General features: G+C 42.9%; 21 protein-coding genes and 1 tRNA gene. 9 read left to right on the forward strand and 13 right to left on the reverse strand.

Annotated features, from left to right (window positions below):
* Positions 1-38 precede the first annotated feature (38 nt).
* A complete protein-coding gene (remA, locus tag HCR01_RS01630; protein ID WP_162395170.1) occupies positions 39-305 on the forward strand; it encodes an extracellular matrix/biofilm regulator RemA in 267 nt (88 codons plus the stop codon).
* Positions 306-480: 175 nt separating this feature from the next.
* A complete protein-coding gene (gene gmk, locus HCR01_RS01635) occupies positions 481-1077 on the forward strand; it encodes a guanylate kinase (protein ID WP_193194232.1) in 597 nt (198 codons plus the stop codon).
* 148 nt (positions 1078-1225) lie between these two features.
* Here gmk and HCR01_RS01640 read toward each other — a convergent pair whose 3' ends face one another.
* The 3 genes from HCR01_RS01640 to HCR01_RS01650 form a co-directional block, all read right to left on the reverse strand.
* Complete coding sequence (locus HCR01_RS01640) at positions 1226-1747, reverse strand: photosystem I reaction center protein subunit XI (RefSeq protein WP_193193877.1); 522 nt, start codon at positions 1745-1747, stop codon at positions 1226-1228.
* A 274-nt stretch (positions 1748-2021) separates the two neighbouring features.
* Positions 2022-2171 carry a photosystem I reaction center subunit IX gene (psaJ, locus tag HCR01_RS01645; protein WP_012410218.1) on the reverse strand — a complete coding sequence of 50 codons (150 nt, stop codon included), beginning with the start codon at positions 2169-2171 and terminating at the stop codon, positions 2022-2024.
* Between the two features lie 39 nt (positions 2172-2210).
* Positions 2211-2705, reverse strand: coding sequence for a Photosystem I reaction center subunit III (locus tag HCR01_RS01650; protein WP_193193878.1), 495 nt, complete (start codon positions 2703-2705; stop codon positions 2211-2213).
* Positions 2706-2990: 285 nt separating this feature from the next.
* Between HCR01_RS01650 and tsaD the strand changes: the two genes are divergently transcribed.
* On the forward strand, positions 2991-4037 hold the full coding sequence (gene tsaD / locus HCR01_RS01655; RefSeq protein WP_193193880.1) for a tRNA (adenosine(37)-N6)-threonylcarbamoyltransferase complex transferase subunit TsaD: 1047 nt from the start codon (positions 2991-2993) through the stop codon (positions 4035-4037).
* A gap of 38 nt (positions 4038-4075) precedes the next feature.
* Here the strand turns inward: tsaD and HCR01_RS01660 are convergent, their stop codons facing one another.
* Together HCR01_RS01660 and HCR01_RS01665 are read right to left on the reverse strand one after the other, a co-directional pair.
* Positions 4076-4990, reverse strand: coding sequence for an alpha/beta fold hydrolase (locus tag HCR01_RS01660; RefSeq protein ID WP_193193882.1), 915 nt, complete (start codon positions 4988-4990; stop codon positions 4076-4078).
* Between the two features lie 293 nt (positions 4991-5283).
* The gene (locus tag HCR01_RS01665; protein WP_162395175.1) at positions 5284-6003 is read right to left on the reverse strand and encodes a hypothetical protein; all 720 of its coding nucleotides are present in this window, start codon (positions 6001-6003) and stop codon (positions 5284-5286) included.
* A 408-nt stretch (positions 6004-6411) separates the two neighbouring features.
* Between HCR01_RS01665 and HCR01_RS01670 the strand changes: the two genes are divergently transcribed.
* The 6 genes from HCR01_RS01670 (at position 6412) to HCR01_RS01695 (ending at position 11446) form a co-directional block, all read left to right on the forward strand.
* On the forward strand, positions 6412-6960 hold the full coding sequence (locus tag HCR01_RS01670) for a GNAT family N-acetyltransferase (protein ID WP_193193884.1): 549 nt from the start codon (positions 6412-6414) through the stop codon (positions 6958-6960).
* Between the two features lie 288 nt (positions 6961-7248).
* Positions 7249-7322 (forward strand) — tRNA-Pro (locus HCR01_RS01675).
* A gap of 634 nt (positions 7323-7956) precedes the next feature.
* Positions 7957-8793 carry a Tic22 family protein gene (locus HCR01_RS01680; protein ID WP_193193886.1) on the forward strand — a complete coding sequence of 279 codons (837 nt, stop codon included), beginning with the start codon at positions 7957-7959 and terminating at the stop codon, positions 8791-8793.
* A 3-nt stretch (positions 8794-8796) separates the two neighbouring features.
* A complete protein-coding gene (prmC, locus tag HCR01_RS01685) occupies positions 8797-9693 on the forward strand; it encodes a peptide chain release factor N(5)-glutamine methyltransferase (RefSeq protein ID WP_193193888.1) in 897 nt (298 codons plus the stop codon).
* 64 nt (positions 9694-9757) lie between these two features.
* Positions 9758-10357, forward strand: a complete 600-nt coding sequence (locus HCR01_RS01690) for an L-threonylcarbamoyladenylate synthase (RefSeq protein ID WP_193193890.1) — start codon at positions 9758-9760, stop codon at positions 10355-10357.
* Positions 10358-10531: 174 nt separating this feature from the next.
* Entirely contained in the window at positions 10532-11446 is a 915-nt protein-coding gene (locus HCR01_RS01695; RefSeq protein ID WP_193193892.1) for a sensor histidine kinase, read from the forward strand.
* Here HCR01_RS01695 and HCR01_RS01700 read toward each other — a convergent pair.
* The 8 genes from HCR01_RS01700 to HCR01_RS01735 all read right to left on the reverse strand — a co-directional run bounded on the left by HCR01_RS01700 (position 11412) and on the right by HCR01_RS01735 (position 17831).
* Positions 11412-11879 (reverse strand): GNAT family N-acetyltransferase, encoded by a 468-nt coding sequence (locus HCR01_RS01700; protein WP_193193894.1) that lies wholly within the window; start codon positions 11877-11879, stop codon positions 11412-11414. The two genes, HCR01_RS01695 and HCR01_RS01700, sit on opposite strands and share 35 nt — an antisense overlap.
* Positions 11880-11990: 111 nt before the next feature.
* Positions 11991-12383, reverse strand: a complete 393-nt coding sequence (locus tag HCR01_RS01705) for a hypothetical protein (RefSeq protein WP_193193896.1) — start codon at positions 12381-12383, stop codon at positions 11991-11993.
* 123 nt (positions 12384-12506) lie between these two features.
* A complete protein-coding gene (gene secF, locus HCR01_RS01710) occupies positions 12507-13493 on the reverse strand; it encodes a protein translocase subunit SecF (protein WP_193193898.1) in 987 nt (328 codons plus the stop codon).
* On the reverse strand, positions 13490-14908 hold the full coding sequence (gene secD, locus HCR01_RS01715; protein ID WP_193194234.1) for a protein translocase subunit SecD: 1419 nt from the start codon (positions 14906-14908) through the stop codon (positions 13490-13492). Before secD ends, secF begins: the two co-directional genes overlap by 4 nt.
* Before the next feature lie 161 nt (positions 14909-15069).
* Positions 15070-16053, reverse strand: coding sequence for an alpha-ketoacid dehydrogenase subunit beta (locus HCR01_RS01720; protein WP_162395184.1), 984 nt, complete (start codon positions 16051-16053; stop codon positions 15070-15072).
* Positions 16054-16595: 542 nt separating this feature from the next.
* Positions 16596-16886: a helix-turn-helix domain-containing protein gene (locus tag HCR01_RS01725; protein WP_193193900.1), complete on the reverse strand. Its 291-nt coding sequence runs from the start codon at positions 16884-16886 to the stop codon at positions 16596-16598.
* A 343-nt stretch (positions 16887-17229) separates the two neighbouring features.
* Complete coding sequence (locus HCR01_RS01730; protein WP_193193902.1) at positions 17230-17568, reverse strand: type II toxin-antitoxin system VapC family toxin; 339 nt, start codon at positions 17566-17568, stop codon at positions 17230-17232.
* The gene (locus HCR01_RS01735; RefSeq protein WP_226889026.1) at positions 17565-17831 is read right to left on the reverse strand and encodes a hypothetical protein; all 267 of its coding nucleotides are present in this window, start codon (positions 17829-17831) and stop codon (positions 17565-17567) included. Before HCR01_RS01735 ends, HCR01_RS01730 begins: the two co-directional genes overlap by 4 nt.
* Between the last annotated feature and the right edge of the window lie 128 nt (positions 17832-17959).

The following is a 17959-nucleotide window of genomic DNA, read 5'->3' on the forward strand; positions in this document are numbered from 1 at the left end:
ACAAGCTTCTCACACCGCGTTTGGTGTCAGTTATTTATATGGACATTCAGCTAATCAACATTGGTTTTGGCAATATCGTGTCTGCCAGGCGAGTAGTTGCGATCGTCAGTCCGGAGTCTGCCCCGATTAAGCGGATCATTACCGATGCCCGGGACAGAGGCCAACTGATTGACGCAACTTACGGTCGCCGGACTAGGGCTGTAATTATCACTGATTCTAGCCACGTAATTCTGTCAGCGATTCAGCCGGAAACGGTAGCGAATCGCTTCGTAATTTCCCGCGATCATCAGACTGTAGATAATTAATTAAGAATGGTTTAGTAGCCTCACTCTATTTGCACCGTATCAGCAGTACCATGTGAATTAGACAAGTTTTCTGTCACCCGTGCTACAAATTCCTTAGTCAACAGTGGTCTTGGTAACGAACACAAGACTAGTAGCTAATGAATAATATTTATTGATTAATTCACAGATTGAACGGATGATGCAAGTTTTACCTATTGAGAGTGGTGCTACCAAAGAATACCCGCCCAGTGGCAGGCTAATTGTTTTGACTGGCCCTAGTGGGGTTGGAAAAGGCACTTTAATGCGATCGCTCCTACAGCGTCATCCAGAGCTATATTATTCTATATCCGTGACGACTCGTTCTCCCCGTCCAGGGGAAATTGATGGCAAAAATTATCACTTTATCAGCCGCAGTAAGTTTGAGCAATTGATTGCTCAAAGCGAATTACTAGAATGGGCGGAATTTGCTGGAAACTATTACGGCACTCCCCGTGAAGCTGTGCTTAACCAAATTCGCTCTGGCAAGTTGGTAGTGCTGGAAATTGAGTTAGAAGGAGCAAGACAAATTCGTGCTTCTTTCCCCAGTGCCCTCAGCATTTTTATTTTGCCACCTTCCTTTAATGAATTGGAAAAACGGATACGTGGTCGCGCACAGGATTCGGAAGAAGCGATCGCCCGGCGTCTGCGCTGTGCTCAAGAAGAAATTAAAGCCGCAGATGAATTTGATATTCAAATCGTTAATGACGATTTTGAAACTGCTCTAAAAGACATTGAAGCGGCTTTGTTTGGATAATTTTGCGCCCTTAACAACACGCTCATTTTTAGTAATAATTAAAAAAGGACACAAAGGAAAAACTTTGTGTCCTTTGTCATTTGTCATTTGTTAGTCGATATTTATTCACTACTAACTACTAACTGCTGACTAATGATTAATGACTAAATTAACCCGCTAAACCTTGAATTAGTCCTAAGTTACTAGTCAAAAAGTAAGCAACAACTGCACCACCGATACCACCAATTAAGAAAGAACTGGTAAAGTTATTCCAGCTTTCCTTGGAGTTAAAAGCATCGGCTGGAGGGTTTGGTACGGTAACACTGGCGAGTGCTTTAGGAGGATTGCTACTCGCATACAACGATAGACAGGCAGTGAGAAGAACTACCAAACCTATGCTTGCCAGTAATCCCGCTAAATTAGCATTAGCTGTATCACGCAGGGGGCCCAATTTAGCAAAAGGGCCAAATAGCAAGTAACCATGAGCCATACCAACTTCTAGCCCTCTTCTGGAAGGAGTAATACCTGGGCGGTAAGCGGGCAAGTTATTAATGAACCACTTGCTTAAGGGAGAAGCATTAATTGGGGTTTCTAGATTGCCCTGCTGCGGATCACGTCCTGCGGGAAAAACAACCTCACGATTTCTCGGATCGCTGGGGAGATTTTTTGATGCATCTACTGCTTGCGCCATATTTTTTATGTTCGCCTCTAAATTAGAATGGTGGCATTTTTATATTAATAATAATTGTAGCTAAAGATGTTTTTTAACTCATAAGTTTAGAAAAATTAATTTAGCTGTTTTCAAAAGTCTGAAACTCGCAAGCTGTAAACAGCATTACGAGTTTCATTAAACTGTTTTCACTGCTTATTTGAGTGATAATTTCACCTAAATAAGACAATTTACCCAACTAAACAATTTTAGGTACAAGACAACACATTCAACTTTTTTTCATCCCACTTTTCACTTATGGCAGCGGGTGAAAAAGTAGGTCAGGAAAAAAGCGGTTGAATTCAATCAAGATACCTGCTGTGATTGTCAGCCATATAGTAGCTGCCACTGGCGCTGTGGAAATAAATTTAATCAAATAGGATGATTGATCGCCTTTGTCCGCCATGAATTTAGTCTCCAAAACAAGTGAATTAGTTAAGCTGAATTAACGGGGAGAAATAGGGATTTCTGTATCCTTGGCTGTTAGTTTCCCAGAGAGCAATTCTTGGATAGCTGCTGCTGGCCAAGCGAAGCCTGTAGCCATGATTGGTAGTGCTAAGCCAAGATCGATTTGGATCTCTTTTTGTTCGGTATCTGATTCTTTTTTGACTGCTTGCAGATAGGCACGTCCTACCCAACCAATCCAACCAGCAATATAGAGAAAGAGAATGCTGGGAATTAGAAAATCTCCAGCACGATCAAGACGACCATCAACAATCAAATGGGGATAACCTTCAGGGCCACATAGAGCCTGAGAATAACGCTCAAACCGCTTTCTCCCAGATTCAGGGTCAGCGGTGGTATTACGGGCATTTGCTGCTAGCTGTTGAAATGCGGGAGAGTCTTTACAAGGTACAAGGTCAGCCCCCAGAGCTTTTGCTGGAGGGGCAAAATTGAACCAAAGACAAATCGCTAAAATCAAAGCAAACAATCGTCGCATGGAGTTGTTTCCTTTTATTACAAAACAAAAAGTTTTTTGTACAAAACGAAGCGGCTTGTACAGTCTTTATTTGCATAACTAGCATGTCATCATACTCTTGGGTGGGAACCGAGTAAAGTTTAAGTAAATAAAAGTTAAAGCTTCTCAAACAATTCCTTGTCGAGTTCCGAATGCTGAAGCGCGGTAGCAGGGCGTTTAGCTCGTGCTGAGTAGGGAATTGTTGTAGGTTAGTAGAGAAGCAACATTTTGTCTCTACCACTCAGGACTCATAACTCAGCAATCTTAATGGCAACCGTTTTAGCAATAGAAACTAGTTGTGATGAAACTGCCGTCGCAATTGTTAACAATCGTCAAGTTTGCAGTAGTATCGTAGCCTCACAAATCCCAGTCCATCAGCCGTATGGTGGGGTAGTGCCGGAAGTAGCTTCTCGCGAGCACTTGGCAACGATAAATGAGGCGATCGCTCAAGCTTTCGAGCAAGCAGAACTAGACTGGGAGAAAATTGACGGGATTGCCGCTACTTGTGCCCCTGGACTCGTAGGAGCGCTTCTGGTGGGATTAACTGCTGCCAAAACCCTGGCGATGGTACACAACAAACCATTTTTGGGCGTCCATCACCTTGAAGGTCATATTTACGCAACTTACTTGAGCGAGCCAAGTTTAAATCCCCCTTTCTTGAGTTTATTAGTTTCTGGGGGACATACAAGCTTGATTTATGTCAGAGATTGTGGTAACTACGAAACACTGGGCGAAACCCGTGATGATGCTGCGGGTGAAGCCTTTGATAAAGTGGCGCGATTGTTAAAGCTGGGTTATCCCGGTGGGCCGGTCATTGACAAGTTGGCACAAGCAGGGAATCCTCAAGCCTTTACCTTACCAGAAGGAAAAGTTTCCTTACCTGGCGGGGGGTATCATCGTTACGATGCGAGTTTTAGTGGGTTAAAGACGGCGGTACTGCGTTTAGTGCAGCAGTTAGAGAAAGATAGTGAGCAAGTGCCAGTGGCAGACGTAGCAGCTAGCTTTCAGGAAACTGTAGCGCGATCGCTAACCAAAAGAGCGATCGCTTGTGCTCTTGATTATGGTCTAGACACAATTTCTGTTGGTGGCGGTGTAGCGGCTAACAGCGGTCTGAGAAAGAACCTACAAGCCGCATCTGCTGAACATAACCTGCGTGTGCTATTCCCTCCCCTCAAATTCTGTACTGATAATGCTGCCATGATTGGCTGTGCGGCTGCTGACCATATATCTCATGGTCATAAATCGCCTCTCACCCTAGGTGTTGAGTCTAGGTTAGCGCTTACTCAAGTAATGAAATTATATCAAATTATTTAATAGTCATTTGTCATTTGTTCAAAGCTCTTGACTCTTGACTAATGACTCTTGACTATTGCTTGGATGTGCTCTACAACTGCATCCGGCTGTTCTAACATAGCCAGGTGTCCGCACTCAGGAATTTCGATGACATTATCACCACAGTATTGGAACAGTCGATGAAAGCTAGCTAGATGGCGCACATACTTGGGTTCCATAACTTTGTCTTCAGCACCAGCCAAAAAATAAACTGGTTGCTTAAGTTGCGATACTAGTTGGGGTAAGCGGTTAATTTCTTCTTCAGTTGTGGAGTCTAGCAGTGTTCCTAGAGCAGCTTCCGGGTCAGCCACAACGAAATCAATCACCCTCTGACGCGCCCAATAGCGCTCTAAGGGACGTGCCACACTCGCTCTGGTAAATAGTAAATCAATCAAAGGCATCTGGGATAACCAGCGCGGGCGCACTTGCAAAAATTTCTGACCTGCCGAGCGAAATTGCTCAAAAGCTTCTTTAAGATAAATACCACCACCTGCATTAATACAGATAACTCCCTTAACACACTCAGGCATTTGAGCAGCTCCCCAAAGGGCGATCGTGCCTCCTAAAGAGTGACCAATTAGCCAAGCACTGGTAATATTCATCTGTTGCAAGAGGACTGTTAAATCCTGAGCATAGGCAGCAGGAGTATAAAGAGAATCGAAAGTTGAGCCAACCACACTACTGGAAATAGAGTTTAGGCTCACAGAAGTTGGTATTTGACTAAAATCGGTTTTTGCGTGAGATTGGGACTCACCAAAACCCCGCAAATCATAAGATAGGCACTGCAAATCGGCTGATAAACGAGAAATCACAGGTTGCCAGTATCCACGGCTATTGAGCCAACCGTGGATAAACACTAAAGTATGGAAGCAGGAAGACGTGGGAGCTGTAAGCTCGTATGCGTGTGGAACGCCCAAGATTTCGATGTTTGCCATACTTTTATCGTACCCTTAAGGGCGAGTGCGACTAAATATGGAATTAGAGAAGCAAATTAAAAATTTGGAATTTTAATTGCATGTTTATTAGACCTGCCTTGAAAATAGAGGCTAAAACAACGCAGAATCGTGACAACATCATTTTCATTGTTCCTTGTGAGCGTCGCTCATGGGGGCTCTTGCAAAAGTCCGAAAATTATGAGTGTCATTCTGACCAGAACGTAGTAGAGGGAAGAATCTCCGAGATGTTTCGCTCTGTTCAACATGACAATTTAAGCATTTATGCAAGATGTTTATTGACCTAGCAACCTCTGTCGCACCCCTTCAGCAATTTTGTGACCCAGATATTCAGGAATTAGGCTTTCATTTGGCCCCAACAAGTAGAGAATTAGACGTGTACGTCCGCGCCAAACCAACAAATTGGCATTGACTACCAGCAGGTCTTCCTGCCAGATGGCGTACATTACTTTATAGAATAATCCTGGTTGATTATCGGCTTCAATAACTAAAGCAGGAAGATGAAAGACTGGATCGACGTAAAACTCTGTTTGTACCTGCTCTAAGCCAGTGTCAAGGTTGAATTCAACCGCTAGCATCTCTTCTACCTCAAACCGCCCTCCTAGAGCCTCGCGAATGGCGCGGCAGACATTTTCTGCGGTTTTATCGGTCAGCGCTTTGCTGCCACGAGATACCAGCAGCTTGATAAAAACTAACATTGGTGGTCGGATCTGACCGTATAGACTTAAGCCGTGGATAGTCAACCCATAAGCTGCCAGCACACCAAAAATATCGCTGAGGAGAAAAGACTGGTTACGGTAGGCAAAATGCAGGGCACTCTTGCTACCTTCCGGTTTCAGTTCTATAACAGCGCGTCTAGTTTTATAGAGACGGTAGGCTAGCCGCAAATTTTGTAGTTGAATCTCACTGCTGACAAATTGCTCATAAAACTGGGGAAACGCTCGGTTAAAGCGCTTTAGGAGTTCCAGTGTCGAGGATTTTAAACCAGAAGCCATTGTTAGGTGTAAGACTCGCTTGCTTTCATGTCATTAGGGAACTAGGAAACTGGGAGCACCCTCTGGAAATTAAGGGGCAATAAATAACATTGACTGGGGACTATGTAATATCGTTTCACTTTGAGGTTGTCCAATCCCTAATTTCCAATCCTCAATACCTCTACTTATGTACAATTCACTCTCATATCCTCCCTTTTGGTGAATTTCTCCTAGGCTTTACAACAAAATGCTAAAGTTGAAAATGATTGGTGTGAAACACGCTCAAACTAGCTGTTACCATTGCAAATCCCGAAAATAACCGAAAAACTTTGAGTATTAGGGGTAAAAATGGCAGTAGCTATGTTAAGCGGAAATCAACACTCTTGAGAGTGGAAACCAATTCAGTTATACTACCCGAACCGCGTTGGCATGGGTTTTTGGAAAACTTGGTTTAGTACTCCTGAGTCTGTAGCGACAACTAGGACAACCTCCTTTGAAGAACATACAGCGGAAACTGTGGGCAACAGCCATAATAGCGTTGGCGAAGCCTCTCCAAAGGAGACTCGCATCGTCTTCAGCACGGAGCGAGACATTGACCTGTATGAACTAGAAGAACTTTGTGATGCAGTTGGTTGGTCGCGTCGTCCTCTAAGAAAAGTAAAAAAAGCCATTGAGCATAGTTTTCTCGTAGCCTCGATGTGGCAAGTGCGAGGAAACCAAAGGCGGCTCATTGGTTTTGCCCGTGCTACCTCGGATCATGCGTTTAATGCCACTATTTGGGATGTGGTAGTTCACCCAGACTTTCAAAATCAAGGACTGGGAAAAGCACTGATGAAATACGTACTCAAGAAACTCAGAAGTGAAGAGATTAGCAATGTGACTCTCTTCGCTGACCCTCATGTCGTAGATTTTTACCGAACGATGGGGTTTATGGCTGATCCAGAAGGGATCAAAGGTATGTTTTGGTATCCTCACTGATGCCCGGACTAAATGAAACAGCTTGCGCTAAGAAAATCAGCTATGATAGAAAAAATCTATATTTAGTGTGGCTCGGAGAAGCTCAATCAACACATAAGTAGGTATTATGTCTTGTAGAGCTTAAATCAGCTTAAGATTTTTATTAATGTAAAGATAAAATTAACTATCGTCTTTACAAAGAATAAAAAGTGTAAGCAATAAGCCGCTTCATCTGATATAATTACGGTGAAGCTTGATTTTTTTGGTGACAAGCCAAAACTAAATCATTATAATGTAGATTGATATAGACGGGATGTAGCGCAGCTTGGTAGCGCGCCTGCTTTGGGAGCAGGATGCCGCAGGTTCAAATCCTGTCATCCCGATTTTACTGTCATCCCGATTTTATATGATATTCAGTTAATAAACCCTAGATACATTAGTAAATCTGGGGTTTATTAATATATAGAATAAAAAAATCAAAATTTACTCTGTTTTAATTAAAGATTGACTAGAGGTTTTATTGCTAAAATGTGCATTTAAATTGCTTAGTTTCCCGGAAAAGACAAATTTTGCTTTGCTACTATTATGCCGAATCTTAAAGACTAACAGGTACGTTAGATGGCTAAGGAGTAAATTACTTCTAAAATCGCGTTTTGTATAAATTCGAGCACATATTAAACTAACGGCAGGTGGAACGATAAATTAAGAAATGGCGTCACATGTATTAGAGAAAGGCAATAAAATGGCATTCATCACATTCAGGATTACAGAAATTTTTCACTGCTTGAGAAGACATATAATAGGCATCCATAGCATTTTGCAGTGAATAGCAAGGTGAAAAAAAAGGAAAACACAACTTTAGTACAGTCAATTTTTTGACTATTGGCAGTTAACAGTCAACAACTATCATGAGTTTTTTACAACTCAAGTGGATTGCTATATAACTAAAACAAGTTAGTGTTGTGCAAATCCAACCATTTATCTAACGTAATTGAACTATTGATACGAGGAGTAGTTATGAAATCATTGGTTCGCTGGGGCGCGACATGGGGTTTAATCGGTAGTACTTTACTGGGAACAGTACTTGGCGCAAGTGTGCCAGTACTGGCATTGTCAGAACAACAAATAAAAGAGAAATTAGACTCCGTACCTGTTTACTTGATTACTAACGACAAAGGTTTACCACTAAGTCGTGCGTTGCCTGAAGGTCAAAATGGGCAAAAAGGTGGTGGTTCGGTGACAGGCGTTTATATGAGTCGGCAGGAAGCCCAGACTTTTATCAACGAACTAAAGAATGCAAAAGGCAAAGACCCCAAAATGGACGAAATGGTGAAAAACTTACAAGTAACACCAGTGCCGATGGGAGTGATATATCAGCAATTGCAACAAACCAAAAACCAACCAAACCGTCTTTTGTTTGCTTTTAAACCTGTCGAGCAAGAAATTAAGGGAGCAATGGAGTTGCTGCGCCAAAGTGGGCAACAGGTAACTCAGTTTAAGAGTGTGCCTGTTTTTGCTGTCAGATTTGCACCAGATAAAGGATATGTACCCATTAAACTGACAGCTGATAATCAGCAACTTATTCCTCTATTCTTGAGTAAGCAAGACGCACAAGGTTTATTGAACCAAGTGAAGTCAAAGAATCCTAAGGCTGATATTCAAGTAATAGACGTAGATGGGGTTATTAAAACTTTACAAGATAAAAATGATCCTTGGTTGAATCAAGTTGTCCTAGTGCCGTCTCCAGAATCTAGAGAATATATCAAGACGCTGCCTAGGAATAACAACACACCTAATACCCCTGCTGCTCCCAATCGAAACAATTCACAGCCTGCAAAGCCTCCGCAACGTTAAGAGATGGCAAAGCAGCCAAAAGTAGTTTCTGGTTTACAACTTTGGCAGTGGCGTTATGAGGCAATCCAAGCGGCGATCGCCTCTAATGTTCCACCAGCAGAAGTGGATTGGCTTCTGCAAGAAATAGCCGGGTTAGATAGTTTAGCGCTGCGTTTGGAGTCTTTCAAAAACTGGCCTCAGATTCAAATGGAGCAGCCTCTAGAAGAGTTAGAGCAACTTTGGCAGAGGCGATTAGATGACCGCTTACCAGTGCAGTACATTGCGAGAGTCACACCTTGGCGACAGTTTAAGATCGCGGTATCGAATGCAGTTTTGATTCCCAGACCAGAAACAGAGTGCTTAATTGATCTAGCTGTAGCGGCTGCTAGCAGTATGTCAGGACACTGGGCAGATTTGGGTACTGGAAGTGGCGCGATCGCTCTAGGACTAGCAGATGTCTTACCAGCAACAATTCACGCCGTTGATTACAGTCCAGAAGCTTTGGCGATCGCGCAAACCAACGCCGATAATTTGGGTTTCGCTGACCGAATTCGATTTTATCAAGGTTGCTGGTGGGAGCCACTAGAATTCCTCAAAGGTGAGTTTAGTGGTATGGTGTCAAACCCGCCTTATATCCCCACCAGTATCTTGCCTACTTTGCAACCGGAAGTCGTCAACCATGAACCACGTTTAGCTTTGAATGGTGGCGCTGACGGTTTAGATTGCATCCGCCATTTGATAGAAATATCTCCCATTTATTTGCAACCTGGTGGTGTGTGGCTGATTGAGATGATGGCAGGACAAGCGGATGCAGTACGAGAACTTCTGCAAAATCAAGGTAGTTATTGCAATATTCAAATTCACGCTGATTTAGCTGGAATTGAACGCTTTGCCCTTGCCTATATTAGTGCTAAGCAATAAGTGTAAAGTTATGAGCTGAGAAGTAGTGGTTAACTTCTGATTCCTGACTGCTAAATTCGTAAAGATGACCCAAGTTTCTCTAGAAACCCTAATAGCTGGCGCACGTGCTGGTCTCTTAGTGAGCTTTCCCACGGATACCGTTCCTGCACTAGCAGCTATACCAGAAATGGCAGAATTAATTTTTGCGGCTAAGCAACGTAGTCAGGACAAACCTTTGATATTGATGGCAGCTAGTGCTGAGGATTTGTGGCCTTATGTCAAAGGGAGTGAAGATGAGTATAAGATTTGGCAAGAAATAGTAGATAAATATTGGCCGGGAGCATTGACCTTGGTCTTATCGGCAAGTGAGCGCGTGCCAAAAGTTATGAACCTCATTGACCCAACGACAATTGGCATTAGAGTACCAAAAAGTGCGATCGCCCAAACTATTTTGAAGGAAACAGGCCCTCTTGCAACCACTAGCGCTAATTTGTCCGGTCAGCCGCCTTTAAAGACGATGGCAGAAATTGAGGCTACATTCTCCCAAGTTCTCGTCGCAACTACAGAATGCCAAGACGAAATGCCTGGGATTGGTGTACCTTCCACCGTTGCTAAATGGACAGGGATAGATTGGCAAATTTTGCGCCAAGGTGCAATCAAGTTAGATTTTGCGACTGGGAACTAGCAATAGATAGCTATAATGTTGTTTTCCTCATTTTGGTCTGACATCTTATAGCTAAATTTCGTGAGTAACTTAGCCGACTCCTAGAAGACTCTGTTGGATTGATTAACAACGGGGAAATCCGGAACTTTATTTTGCGCTGTTGTGGTCAATTAACAAGTTGAAAATTGGCAAATTATGAATTGGAGCAACTGGATATACCTAGGAGTAGGACTAGGACTGGGGTTGGGTTTTCGTTGGTTATTTGCACGATTATCAAACGTCTCTAGCTCATTCCCCGTAGCGCCATTAGATCAACAGCATGTGCCATTAATCCAGCAGCAAATTCAGCAAACGCAGCTGGCGTACCAAATGGCAAGGGAAATGAGCCAGTTTAAAGCTGGCTTTTTGGCGCGGACTACTCATGAATTGCGATCGCCTCTCAATGGTCTAATTGGCTTACATCAATTAATTTTGTCAGATCTGTGTGAAGACCCAGCGGAAGAACGAGAATTCATTGCCCAAGCTCACGAGCGGACGCTAAAATTGCTCAAGCTGATGGATGAAATTCTGAGCGTTGCTAGAACTGAACATGGTACTAATAAATTGGATATTCAACCCAGATCGTTAGCCCAAGTTTTGGAGGAGGTTTATGACTTAACTTATATGCTGGCAGCAAATCGTAATTTTTCTTTACAAATGTTGCCCGCAGATCCAGAAATTTATGTTTTGGCAGATCACCGTTGGCTCCGCCAAGTATTGATAAATTTAGTAGACACTGCTATTTCTCAGATGGAAGAAGGCAGTATTAATATTTCAAGTAACATCATACCTACAAGTAATTTGGCTCACATTTGGTTAGATGTGCCAACTCATGCTATGCCCTGGAGTGAATCAATTGATTTGATTAAGTCTGAAGACAAGTTACCTCAGACTGACCAAGATAATACCAGTCTTTCTCCAGGAATGAAGCTATTACTCAATCAAACTTTGGTGGAAGTTATGGGAGGAAAGTTAGAAATCTTGCCTTCTGCAATTGCTAAGGAAGCAGGTCAGCAGCTTATTAGATTACAAGTATCTATCCCTCTAGTGATTTCTGAAGCTGTTCTGTAGCAGGAAGGGTATCAAGGTTAGCTTGGCTGCATAACACCATCGTGGTGGTGGTGTTGGGCTGGAAACCAATTTTTTCGTAGAACTCCTGTTGGTGAGTAGTCATCAGGTATACACGCTCAACCCACTTCATACGGGGATGACTCAGAACTGTTTGTACTAAATTACTTCCTATTCCACTACCACGATATTCTGGATAAATGACAACATCCCAAATCGTGGCGCGATATATGCCATCGGAAGTAGCCCTGGCAAAACCAATGAGTCGATTTTCATCCGAGACAGAAATTACTGGGTCACTATTGGCAATGACTATACCTAAATCCTCGATACTGCGCCCTTTTGCCCAGAAAGCTGAAACGTTTAATAGTTCTTGGAGTTGGTAAAGATCAATTTCAGACTTGCGATCGCTAAATTGGATTTGAGGAAAGTTCATGTACAGCACCTAATGGCAATATCTTGGTGATTGTTAAGTCATATTTTGCTATAAAGCGCTGAATATTTATCTACAAACAACTATTTGAAATTTCATTATCTATTCAGATATTTAATGACAAACCCACTTCCATAAAGGATGAGTTGCTCCCTGCTGGCGTATCTGAAAAACTTGTTTTTCTAAACGTTGCTTTTCTTGTTGTGGTAGTCCCAGTAAGATATTCCGACTTTGCCAAACTAAAACAGCAACGGTCATCCCAATACAAAAGCCTAGACCTAGGGTAGACAGTGGATGATAAAAGAGTCCATATCGCACCGCCACCCAGGTAAAGTATTGTTGCCAGAGAGCAATTTCTGTACGTAGATCCCACAAGCAAATAGGTGCAATGGTGAGCCACAAGCAGCTAACAAATAGCCACCTGCCATATACTGTCAACCGATGTAACCTTTGCACCTGTTGAGTAAAAGCTGGGTCAGTTATTGAAGGGTGTTCGGATTGATCCATAGGCTATGGAGAGATGGAGAGTGGAGAAGCAGAGGGGTGGAGGAGCAAGGGAGCACAAGGTAAATAAATACTGACTCTTAACCCTTGACAAATGACCAATGACTAATAACAAATGACAAACAACTAATTACTCGCAGATGTATCAATCGACTCAGTATTAGCTACCGCCTGAGATTGACCACTACGCTCTCGCCACAAAGTCAGAAGAGTACTGGCGATGAAAATACTTGAATAAGCTCCCGCAGTGAAACCAATAATTAGAGCTAAGGCAAAGTTTTTTAGTGTTTCGCCGCCAAACAGAAAGATAGCAAACAATGACAGCATTGTGGTAAAAGTCGTATTGATAGACCTTGCTAGGGTTTGGTTGACAGCATCATCTACAATTTCAGCAATTGGTCGATTAGGATTTATTTGCAACGTCTCACGAATGCGATCGTAAATCACCACAGTATCGTTAACTGAGAAACCTGTAATTGTTAGCAGAGCAACGATGAAGAGGCTATCTACTTCAGTACCCAGTACTAAACCCAGAATCGAAAAAATTCCTGCCGTAATCACGACATCATGAAATAGCGCAACGATCGCAAACACAGCATAATCCAGCTGGAACCGGAAGCTCAAGTAAATAATGATGCCTGCGAAAGAAACTATTAGAGCGATGATTCCAGATCTAAACAGTTCTGCCCCCAGAGTCGGGCCAACTGTGTCAAGTTGGTTTTTTTGCTCGTCAAAAGAGCCGACTTTTTCGCTTAAAGCTTTTTGCAAGTTGGTACGCTGTTCGCGATCCAAGTTTTTTGTCCGAATTAATATGCCATTTTCTGCGCCTGTCTCTCTGTCAGCAACAATTTGGATGCTGCTGTCACCCAGACCCTCTGTTTTAGCTACTTCCCGGACGACATTGATATCAATCGGCTGATCGCAGTTACCAGGTTTGGTACAATCCCGTTCAAACTGCAATCGTGTACCGCCGACAAAATCTAAACTAGGGCGTAGGGGGGCGCGAATACTTGGATTTTGCCAAGAAATCACCATTGAGATGATACCAGCAAGCATAATCGCACAAGAAATAGCCCACCAAAGCGATCGCGATTTGTTAATACTCAATTTCATCGCGCCACCTCTGCCTTATTTGATGCTGCTGGCAAGTTTGGACAGAAAAGTTCTGGTTTCCGCAGTGCGGGAATTGTATATGCTAAAAACATGAAGGTGCGACTACAGGTAATTGCTGTAAACATACTCACTGCTACGCCTAGAGCTAAAGTTAGAGCAAAGCCTTTCACCAAACCAGCCCCTAGCCAGAATAGTGCGGCACAGGCAATGACTGTGGTAACGTTGCCGTCTAAGATACTAGAAAAGGCACGGTAAAAGCCAGATTCTATAGAACGATATAGGGATTTGCCTGCTTGCAATTCCTCCCGCGTCCGCTCAAAAATTAGCACATTTGCATCCACCGCCATCCCAATACTGAGGATAAAACCGGCAATTCCCGGTAGGGTTAAGGTGACACCCAATAAAGCAAAGGTAGCCCAGGTCAGCAGAGAGTAGATTAATAGTGATACATCAGCAATCAGTCCTGGTAGTCTATAGTACACCACCATAAATATTAATACTAAAGTCAGACCACCGATACCCGCATAGATACTACTAATAATACTGTCTTTACCCAAGGTTGCCCCAACAGTGCGGATCTCTGCGATTTCTACTGGTACGGGTAATGCCCCACCACGTAACTGCACGCCTAAGTCGTTGGCTTCTTGGGCTGTAAACCTGCCTGTAATCACCGCAGAACCACCAGTGATACCAGTGGCAGCAAATTCTGGGCCAACGGTAGGAGCGCTAATCAGTTCATTATCTAGAAAAACACCGATGCTCCGCCCAGTACCGGCGAGACTTTTAGTCAATTGGGCAAACAGTTCACCACCATTTTGGTTGAAGCGAATGGCAACATTCCAATTGCTGCCTTGAGAAGTGGGTTCACCGTAGGCATCCTGGAGGTATTTGCCAATTAGTGGCGGGTTGGTGCTTTCAAACAATTCAGCGATCGCTTGATTATTTTTCTGTAAATCTTCTTGATTTTTAGCAATAGCTGCTTTGTCGTTGCTCTTTCGCAACTCCTCTTGCTTTACCTTCAATTCGGCTCGTGATGTCTGGAAAGCAAACAGTTGGGTTTCGGTTCCAGCCTTTTGTGTACGGAACTCTAACTGTGCCGTACCTCCCAATACTCGTTCGGCTTGCTCTGGATCATTGACCCCTGGTAACTGCACTAATATCTTGTCTGCGCCAACTGTTTGAATCACTGGCTCAGAAACACCAAGACCATTAATCCGACCTTCGATAACTTTCTTCACACCTTCCAATTCTCGTTCGGTGATTTGGGGAATTTCCGCTGATGGTTTCACCTGAATTGTTAGCTGTGAACCTCCTCGCAAGTCAAGCCCCAAAGGTATGGGAATTGTGGCAATCACCGCAATAGCGGCGATTACCAAGACTAAAATCAAGACTAATAGCGATCGCTGTCTTTGCATACCATAACTCGCAACTGACAAAGGCTATAATAGCGCTCTTTTATCGAGTTATGAGTATGAGTTAGGACATGGGGAAAAGGGAAAGGGGTAAGGGGGAAAGGGAAAACCATTCCCTTACCCTTTACCCTTTAACCTTTCCCCCTCTTAAGAGTCCCCAATACCTAGACTCGCTGAGCTACCATTTTTTCTACAGCTTCGACTATTTGCTCTGGTTGGACAATTGTCAATCGCTCCAGATTACCGTTGTAAGGCGTAGGAATGTCTTGGGAAGAAAGCCGCAACACTGGCGCATCTAATTCATCAAACAAGCGGTCATTGATTGAGGCAATAACTTCTGCTCCAATACCCGCGGTTCGCATGGACTCTTCCACAACAATCACTCGATGGGTTTTCCGTATGGATGCGCCGATTGTATCAAAATCTAACGGCTTGAGTGATATTAGATCAATAACTTCAGGGTCATAACCTTCTTTTTCTAAAGTTTTTACTGCTTGCATCACATGATGCCGCATTCGAGAATAAGTGATAATTGTGACATCTTTTCCTTGACGCACAACTTCTGCTTTATTCAAGGGCAACAGGTATTCTTCTTCTGGCAAGTCTTCTTTCAAGTTGTAAAGCAGAACGTGTTCAAAGAACAACACTGGATTATCATCGCGGATAGCAGATTTTAGTAATCCTTTGGCGTTTCTTGGTGTGGAGCAGGCGACTATCTTCAACCCTGGTACGGCTTGGAAGTAGGTTTCTAGTCGTTGAGAATGTTCTGCTCCTAGCTGCCGTCCTACACCACCAGGGCCGCGAATTACCATAGGAATTTTAAAGTTACCGCCAGAAGTGTAGCGCAACATCCCAGCATTGTTGGATATTTGGTTGAAGGCTAGGAGTAAAAAGCCCATATTCATGCCTTCGATTATGGGTCGTAACCCAGTCATCGCTGCTCCCACTGCCATGCCAGTAAAGCTATTTTCGGCGATGGGGGTGTCTAGAATTCGGAGTTCGCCATACTTTTGGTACAGGTCTTTGGTAACTTTGTAAGAACCGCCGTAGTGTCCTACGTCTTCACCGAGAACAAAGACACTGGAGTCACGCGCCATTTCTTCATCAATGGCTTCCCGTAAGGCGTTGAAAAATAGTGTTTCTGCCATTTAGACCTTTAGTACGATTATGGTTTTAGAATTTTATCGTGCCGTTTTGGTAAATACCGTGAGCGATCGCACTAGTTAGAGATTAGATTGTTTGAACTAATCGCTCCAACTACAGAGGATAAAAAGTAAAAGATAAAAAGATTCTGCCTTTTTGATTCCTCCGCTCTCTGATTGCTATTTTGCCTCTAGGCAGGAAGTAATTATCGAGATAACTATACCAAAGCTGTTCCCAAAACCCTAAATAAGCGTAAATATACTGTAAATTATGCACTGACAATGTATTAGAAAGATGGGGCAACTTTGCTAGTTTGAGCAGCTTCGTACAGGAAAAATTTTGTCACAAAGAGATGCTGATACAGTAATAATTAAGACTAATCAACAATAATTTGGAAAATTACTTTCCAGTACATTAGTATTAATTATTTGGTCAATTATCCTAAAATAACCGCACTGGAGCAAGCGAGAGGATAAGTTAGATTTTATAGCTTTTCTGAAGTCTCGACACAAAATAAGATACTTACTAAACTCCATTTAGCATGTAATCAGGTACAAACTGGTGAATCAGTGACGTGAGATACCTGATTATCAGGAAAGCGTTTCGGTCTTCCTGGTTTGCGTTTATGCCGCTGATTGATTGACTTTTCACTTGCCGCTGCCAATTCTTCAGGTGTGCATTTGAACAAACGCAAAGCATCTAAATATTTTTTTGGCGTCATTGTCGGTTCAGTACGCCCAGCCTCCCAGTTGCGAACACTAGTTTCACTGATTGCAAGCCTGAAGGCAACCTCTGCACGGCTAAGCCCCGCACGCTCTCTCAAGACTTGCATATCCATAATTTAATGCTCCCCTTGAAAATCAAGAATATTCTAAATCGATCAACTCAACATTAAATACCAATTTGAGAAAAATTTATTAACTATCTTCATTTTATAAGCGATCGCTTCCCACTCTGGCAAACGAGGCAAACCTCTACTTGCGTGCTATCACTGAGACAATCAGCACAAAATTAATATTTTAAATATAGCGCCATAACTGAAGTGAGGACAGAGTAAGAAATCTGTTGCAAGTAGATTAGTATAATTAAACATAAAATAAAATCCTAGTTCGTAGTGAGCGATTCATCGCTCAAAACAAGAATTATCAGGACTAAAGTCCTTACTACAAACTTTAATTATTTTATTTGATTGATAGCAAAATACACCTCAAAGACAAATCTGCAAAATCCCCTGGTAAATCTCTGTACTGAGTATTCAATTCAGCAATGCGCGAAAAGTCTTGAGGTAATAATTGCTCACACTCGTAGAGTTGTTTCGCAACGTCTAGAAGAAACTCGTTTTGTGTGCGCCAATCAAAGTTGAGTAACCACACCACTTCTGCAATACAAATGGGCGTAGTTACTAGCCTAGAAGTACAGTTCTCAAAGAAGCGACGCACCTGTTGGTGATACTGATCTCTGGCGCTATAGTACGCAAACAAAAACCCGCTATCCGCGAGTATAAGCGGATAGTAGGTCATGGGTGGCGCTTGTTGAGATATTGAGCGATCGCTTTCTTGCGGTTCGAGCGTTCAGATAGTTCGCTGGCTGCATCTTGCAGGAGATGTTCAGGGTGTCTACCCCGCCTCTCAACTAAAGTTTTATCCGCTTGCAAGGTTAGCCAGCGTTCAGCAATTAAGCGTCGGATCAACTCACTCTTGTCTGTTTGTTCGTGAGCCAAGATCTCGGCTAGCCGACATTCCGTTTCTTCGTCCAGCCTGACACTGAGCATGAATTTTGTCATACCTGTATTGCACGTGTGACTAGTAGAACGCGGATTAATTAAATTTTGAATTTAGCAACAGCCAAAGCCAAAATACAAACAATCTCACGCCCAGACACCAAAACACAAAAAACTCTGCGCTTCCGCGT

The sequence above is a fragment of the Nostoc sp. MG11 genome (assembly GCF_014904695.1).
GTDB lineage: Bacteria > Cyanobacteriota > Cyanobacteriia > Cyanobacteriales > Nostocaceae > Komarekiella.